This is a genomic window from Deltaproteobacteria bacterium (genome assembly GCA_019309045.1).
Lineage (GTDB): Bacteria > Desulfobacterota > Syntrophobacteria > BM002 > BM002 > JAFDGZ01.
On sequence record JAFDGZ010000149.1, the window covers coordinates 1 to 4,993 of the forward strand.

The 4,993-nt window shown below is 52.6% G+C and carries 5 protein-coding genes, 1 tRNA gene and 1 CRISPR repeat array; of the genes, 4 read left to right on the top strand and 2 right to left on the bottom strand.

The annotated features are described in order from the left end of the window. Positions 1 to 233 precede the first annotated feature (233 nt). Positions 234 to 1,008: a CRISPR direct-repeat array (repeat unit 37 nt; unit sequence GTTGCAGTAATTGTCCCGATGAAGAGGGAACTGAAAG). A gap of 60 nt (positions 1,009 to 1,068) precedes the next feature. After that, positions 1,069 to 1,350, top strand: coding sequence for a hypothetical protein (locus JRI89_16835; protein MBW2072898.1), 282 nt, complete (start codon positions 1,069 to 1,071; stop codon positions 1,348 to 1,350). A 26-nt stretch (positions 1,351 to 1,376) separates the two neighbouring features. Here the strand turns inward: JRI89_16835 and JRI89_16840 are convergent. Next, positions 1,377 to 1,453, bottom strand: a tRNA-Pro gene (locus JRI89_16840). 109 nt (positions 1,454 to 1,562) lie between these two features. Further along, positions 1,563 to 1,931 (bottom strand): hypothetical protein, encoded by a 369-nt coding sequence (locus JRI89_16845; GenBank protein MBW2072899.1) that lies wholly within the window; start codon positions 1,929 to 1,931, stop codon positions 1,563 to 1,565. Between the two features lie 238 nt (positions 1,932 to 2,169). Here JRI89_16845 and JRI89_16850 point away from each other — a divergent pair, with 238 nt between their 5' ends. The 3 genes from JRI89_16850 to JRI89_16860 all read left to right on the top strand — a co-directional run. Beyond that, positions 2,170 to 3,093, top strand: coding sequence for an AEC family transporter (locus tag JRI89_16850; GenBank protein MBW2072900.1), 924 nt, complete (start codon positions 2,170 to 2,172; stop codon positions 3,091 to 3,093). Between the two features lie 163 nt (positions 3,094 to 3,256). Further along, complete coding sequence (locus tag JRI89_16855; GenBank protein MBW2072901.1) at positions 3,257 to 4,465, top strand: deoxyhypusine synthase family protein; 1,209 nt, start codon at positions 3,257 to 3,259, stop codon at positions 4,463 to 4,465. A 113-nt stretch (positions 4,466 to 4,578) separates the two neighbouring features. Continuing rightward, positions 4,579 to 4,993, top strand: a 415-nt coding sequence (locus tag JRI89_16860; GenBank protein MBW2072902.1) for a hypothetical protein, incomplete at its 3' end; no start/stop codon positions are given.

Genomic DNA, 4,993 nt, shown 5'->3' on the forward strand with positions numbered 1-4,993 from the left:
TACGCCTTACTTGTGCCCCTCTATATTGGGCTACGACATCCTCCTGCCTCTTGCCTCACTGGTGGTCTATTTCCAAACTGCCGCTTTTGGCTTACTTCCTGACTGCTGATAATATCAACCATAGTTTCTTCTCCAACTCTTGCATTTATCACCTCTGCCTTCCTCTCTCGCCCCCTTCTTGCTACATTAATTTATCATGGGGTGAGTGTCCAATCATTATAGGCAGAGAGGGAGTTGCAGTAATTGTCCCGATGAAGAGGGAACTGAAAGCTCACCACCAGAAGAGTCGTAAACATGCGCTACAAGGTTGCAGTAATTGTCCCGATGAAGAGGGAACTGAAAGCGCCTATCGAGCTTAGGTGGCATCTCTAATATAGTCAGTTGCAGTAATTGTCCCGATGAAGAGGGAACTGAAAGACAGCCTCAATTTTCACTACACCATTTTTACTTTTGAGTTGCAGTAATTGTCCCGATGAAGAGGGAACTGAAAGGATTTCCTCTGCTTTCAGCTTCCCTCGCACAAGATAAGTTGCAGTAATTGTCCCGATGAAGAGGGAACTGAAAGGTATGGAAAGCACAATTCCAATCATGTTTACTGCAAGTTGCAGTAATTGTCCCGATGAAGAGGGAACTGAAAGTATTACTGTCACGGACCTTGACGAACGTGTCTTTCAGGTTGCAGTAATTGTCCCGATGAAGAGGGAACTGAAAGCGAGTATACAGATGTAGTCCGCTGACGACTGCCTGACCAGTTGCAGTAATTGTCCCGATGAAGAGGGAACTGAAAGACATCTACTTGCTCATCGTCGTCACCATGGGTGATGTTGCAGTAATTGTCCCGATGAAGAGGGAACTGAAAGATTCGTGTTGGCAACAAGCCTTATTTGTGATGCTATGTTGCAGTAATTGTCCCGATGAAGAGGGAACTGAAAGGCGGGTCAATAGTAGCAATCTTGCCAACCTCTTCCTTCGTTGCAGTAATTGTCCCGATGAAGAGGGAACTGAAAGAAGGTTTCTGTACTGATTGATCAGACCTTTCTCCAGGTTGTAGCGGGGAGGTGGAGAGAAATGGAGAGAAGCTGTCTTGATTGTAGCGGCTATCTGCTCGCGTCTGTGGAGGAGACAACAGAATTTGGCATTTGCCTGAACGACGAGGCTTTTGAACCATTTGTGGAAGAGCTATTGGCGAATGTGGATTTCCCTTCCTGCCGCGATCTCGTGGAGGAGAAGAAGTTCGAGGGAAATCGTCCGGTATGTCCCGATTTCGAGGAAGCGGAAGTCATCGAGATCGACGATAACAGCCCACTGGGTAAGCAACTGCACCGCCTGGCTGAAAGGTTGGGGAATTGACACCCGAAGCATAGGTGGGGCTTATTTGGTCGGGACGACTGGATTCGAACCAGCGACTTCTGCGTCCCGAACGCAGCGCTCTACCAGACTGAGCCACGTCCCGACCCCAATGACTAAATAGCAAAAGCAGCAGGCAATGTCCAGTGGAGAAACAGTTTTGGCCTGCCTGCGGCAGCGGGTGACAGCTGCCCCCGGCAAATCGAGTCTGCTTCCTAGATTGTCGCAGTATGCCGGTCAACCGCAGGCCGATAGTTCATGACCAGTACTTTCTTGCTATCCTGAAAGACCACTTCTATCTTTTTGGGACTCAATTGCCGGGCAACAATACCAGGGCCGAACACGGCATGTCTTATGATATCACCGACGGCAAATTTGCCATCCAGTGAGTAGGCGAGCCCTGTGTCGGCGTCAATTCGAGCAAGCTTGGCTCGCAGCTGCTCTTCAGACAGGCCCGCTACGTTTATTGTCTGCCTCTCCGCCTCCTGCTCCAGCAGTTCAAGGTCAGCAGCTGGATCCAGGTCTTGCTCGAGCAAATCTTCATGATCTTCCACAGGAATTTCATCGTCAGAAAGAACTGGCATTGTTTGCTCCTCCCCTTCACAAGGTTTCAGCTTCAAAGGACCATACCATCTATTTTTCTAGAGCATGCCAGGAAGATTACTCCCAAAAATTGCGGAAGCATAAGTTATTTTGTCTGCCACTGCAAGTCAAAAAACAAAAATTCGCCATGGTCAATTTTTGTTGGACATTCCGCCGCAAAAAAGCTATCAGAAGCCAACACCAGCGAAGGTATCCGGCTTCAGTGAGTGGCGGAAATTCATGCAACAGATGCTGACAACCATCCTGCCTATTTTCGCAATCATCGTTCTTGGCTGCTGTCTTCGCCAGTTCAACTTCATCCAGGAAGGGTTCCTGGTGCAGGCCAATCGTCTGGTGTATTTTGTTGCCATTCCCGCCATGATATTTCATGAGGTCTCTGGCATTACCTTGTCGCTGTACTTTGATCCGTTCACAGTGGCAGCCATGTTGCTGCCCCTGCCAATTGTAATAGCGGCTGGTTTTTTCCAGCTCCGCCTGGTCGGCTTGCAGCGTTCTCAGGTGGGCACCTTCTTGCAGTGCAGTTTTCACGGCAACCTGGGATATGTGGGTCTGGCAGTGAGTTATTACTTTCTCGGCAAAGATGGTTTTACCCGGGCCAGCATCTTCGCGGGATTTCTTATCCTGTTGCAGAACGTCCTGTCAGTTACCCTGCTGCACACCTTCAGCTCGGCTGCCCGGGCCAGCCGCTCGCCTGCAGTGGTTGTCAGGCAGATACTTTTCAATCCTATAATTCTGGCAGTTACTGCGGGAATTGTTTCCTCTTCGCTGGCTGTTACTCTGCCCGTGCTGCTCAATCGCAGTCTGCAAATATTGAGCGGCATGGCTTTGCCACTGGCACTTCTGCTGATAGGTGCTTCCATTTCTTTCGGCAAGATTCGGACCTATCTGAGACCACTCTTGTCGATCAGTCTCTCCAAGCTGGTGCTGCTGCCAGCTGTAGGACTTTTGCTTTTCCGCATGCTGGGCATTCCCAAGCACAACCTGCTGCCCGCTCTCATCCTGCTTGCCTCTCCTACCGCTACTGTGAGCTATGTGATGGCCAAAGCGATAGGTGGTGATGCAAGTCTGGCTACTGCGGCAGTATCCCTGACAACGCTGGTGTCAGCACTCACTTTCATGTTCTGGCTGGGAATTCCCTCATGATCATATGGCCATGGCAGATTTTTTCGGACGGCGGGCTTGAAGACGAAGTTGAGCTGCCTGTTCAGCGGGCAGCCAGGAGAATGCGGCCTTGGCGGCCCACAAGGAAATGCAGACAGGGAGCCAGCAACTCGACTCGAGCATCATATTGCCACCACAGGAGGCCATGATGAGCAATGTGAACAGGAGAAATACTGCTGACTATGGCAATGGTCTGAGCGATAGGCTGGAGCCGCTCAGCCCCATAGACATCAAACGGACCGAGGATTTCGACCATCTTCTCAGGCAGATGCAGAAGACATCCTTTACCGGCAGGAGTCTCGGAGAGGCGGCTGAAGTGCTGGCAGCCATGGTGGCCGATGAGAAGTGTCTGGTAGTGGCCACCTTTTCGGGAGCAATGACAGTGGCCAAAATGGGACTGCTTATCTGTGACATGATCGACTGGGGCTGGATAAACATCATTGTTTCCACTGGGGCTCTGGTGGCTCACGGTTTCGTGGAGGCGGCAGGGATGCTCCATTTCAAGCATAGAGGAGAATTCGATGACGAAATGCTTTACAGGCGCGGCTACAACAGAATCTACGACACCCTGGAACTGGAAAAGAACCTGGATCGGACGGAACGCATCATAGGCGAGATTCTCGACAAGCTGGATACAGACAAGCCGTTCAGTTCAGAACTGCTCTGCAGAGAGTTGGGCAGGTGGCTGGCAGGCTCCACCAGGGAGCCAGGCATCCTCAGGAGCGCCTTTCTCAAAGAAGTGCCGGTGTACATTCCGGCCTTTACCGATTCGGAACTGGCCCTGGATGTGGCCAGCTGGATGGTGCGTCAGAACATGAAAAGAGATGAAGAAAAAGGTCTTATGCAAGCTCTGAGTGAGATGGTGTTCGCCTTCAATCCATTCCTGGATCTGGCCTCCTACACCAGGAGGGTGTTGCAGGCCGAGAGGCTGGGCATATTCACTATTGGGGGCGGCGTGCCCCGGAACTGGGCCCAGCAGGTGAGTCCCTTCCTGGAGATACTGCAGCACAGATGCTCGAGATCGCTGCCGCTCAGGAAATTTTCCTATGGCGTGCGCATATGCCCTGAGCCGGCGCACTGGGGTGGCCTGAGCGGCTGCACCTATTCCGAGGGAGTCTCCTGGGGGAAGTTTCATTCTCCTGGGGGTGGCCTGAGCGGCTGCACCTATTCCGAGGGAGTCTCCTGGGGGAAGTTTCATTCTCCTGGAGAGGGCGGCAGGTTTGCTGAAGTTTTGTGCGATGCCACCGTGGCCTGGCCAATTCTCGTGCGAGGGGTGAAAGAGCGGCTGGACAAGCAGCGTGAGTCGACGAATTCAGCGGCACAGATCTCTGGCAGGGAGGCTGGCGATCTGTAAGCAGATGGTGCGGCAAGGCATTCAGGAAGCCACTGCTACTCCACAGGCTTTGTCCCGGGCGGCTGAGGAAGCATTGCTTCGAGGTTATCATCTTACAGGGAGAAAAGAGTGTTATGTTTTACGGCAAGCGGAGTCAATTGTCCCCTGCTGCTGGGCAGCAGTGTGTTCGTGGACGCGTGACAGAAGCCTCCTCCGATCTCTTCAGAATAAGGAATCAGGACGGCCTTTTCGAGATCGCTGCAGCCAGAGGGCAGCTGCCGCACAGGGGTGACATTGTCGAGGTGCTCGTGGACGACAGCCGCTCTCCTCCCCGGGCAGTGTCTCTTCGTCGCCTGGTGGCTCCGCTGCGGGATCCCCTGGAGCATTCCGACAGCCTCTTCTATCGATTGCATCATGGCCGGGGCAGGGTAAGAGACCTCTTGCTGTGCAAGTCGAAAGCCCTGGCCCTAGTGCGCCGCTTTTTTGCTTCCCGTGGGTTTGTGGAATGGCAGACCCCTCGCCTGGTTGCCTCACCGGGAATAGAAGTAC

Coding starts and splice junctions, on each gene's coding strand:
- JRI89_16835 (MBW2072898.1), top strand. CDS start 1,069: ATGGAGAGAAGCTGTCTTGATTGTAGCGGCTATCTGCTCGCGTCTGTG.
- JRI89_16845 (MBW2072899.1), bottom strand. CDS start 1,931: ATGCCAGTTCTTTCTGACGATGAAATTCCTGTGGAAGATCATGAAGAT.
- JRI89_16850 (MBW2072900.1), top strand. CDS start 2,170: ATGCAACAGATGCTGACAACCATCCTGCCTATTTTCGCAATCATCGTT.
- JRI89_16855 (MBW2072901.1), top strand. CDS start 3,257: ATGATGAGCAATGTGAACAGGAGAAATACTGCTGACTATGGCAATGGT.